Consider the following 1,341-nt stretch of genomic DNA (forward strand, 5'->3'; position numbering starts at 1 on the left):
TGTAAAATTCTTGTTCACGCGATGCGCTTTCCATGTATCCGTTCTTTATCTAAAGGTATTTTTACTATGTGTGACGTGTGAAATAACAGAAACCAAGCAAGTGCGAAACCTGCAACGACAATTAATATTTCAATATATGATTTCATATACTTAACTCTGTATGGTTAGGGGCTTAATACGGAAATTCATCGTCTAGAGGTGGCTCCCATTCTAAATGTTCCTCATGCAGAACAACCATTAGTCGCCGTCTTCGTTCGTTAGTTCGTCTACTATCGCAATTACAACGCATAAAATGCAAAGCAATCGGCAGGGTGTCATATGCAGGGGGTAGGTTAATATAAATAGAGTCACCGGCTATTGGTTCTTCCTCCAATTTATCAATATGTCCGACAATCCATAACAACCACCCGCGACTAAATGGCTTCGTTAGTTCGAGTAATTTATTGAATAATCCAACTTCAATAAAGAACTCATACTTATCACTGTTAATAATGTCTGTCATATCTGCATAATTCATAGTGAGAATATAGCACAAAGTACAACAAAAGTCAATAACTAGCTGATTTAACAAAACAATAATTGATTTTGGTGCATTATTTCATTGACATTAGCGGGTGTGGTTTTTATAATTTTGCTGTTAAAAGCCAGCTCTTCATGGTTTGTTATAGTATTATTTCGAGGCATAAAAATAGCCCCTTAGATTATCTAAGAGGCTTAACTTTTCACATAGTAAATTAGTTTATATTTTGACTTTATCCCAGTCAATAAAGTCGTATTGTAGTTTTTCTATGGCTTGCTTAAGTGTTTTTATCTCCGTAATAGTCGTATATGTTTTATCTGTTTCGGTGCCGGTTCGCTGATGACCTAAAATGTCGGCTCTGTGAGTCGATGGAACCCCGGCATCGTTCAACCGGCTCGCAAGGGTAGAACGCCAACTGTGAAAGGCTTTATTTTCGTCGGTGATACGTTCCCTAAGTTTTCTCATATACCACTTATAATTATATCCGCGTTCGTGGCCGTGACTCGGAATGTTAAAAAGTTTAGCCCCGTCTTTCAAGGATTCTACAAACTCCAAAAAACCTAACTCTAATAATTTACTGTGCATGGGTATCGTTCGCGGCATGGCTCCCGTTTTATGGTTCCCAATGACTACACAATCAATATCCCCTCGTTTGATAAAATCCTCTTTTGTAAGGTCGGCAAGGTCGCCTGAACGTGCGCCCGTAAACGCTGCAAGAATGGGCAACCAATACATATAGGTGCAATAGCGATAACCACCCGGTTTTACTAGCATATCCTCTAATATATATTTTATGTCGTCGTCTGAATATGGCTTGTATC

Annotated in this window: 1 protein-coding gene; it reads right to left on the reverse strand. The window is 38.6% G+C overall.

Going from position 1 to position 1,341, the window contains the following annotated elements; genetic code table 11:
* Positions 1 to 739: 739 nt before the first annotated feature.
* Positions 740 to 1,341, reverse strand: a 602-nt coding sequence (locus tag OR1_RS20425) for a tyrosine-type recombinase/integrase (RefSeq protein WP_041974999.1), incomplete at its 5' end; no start/stop codon positions are given.

Source organism: Geobacter sp. OR-1, from assembly GCF_000813145.1.
Classification (GTDB): domain Bacteria; phylum Desulfobacterota; class Desulfuromonadia; order Geobacterales; family DSM-12255; genus Geoanaerobacter.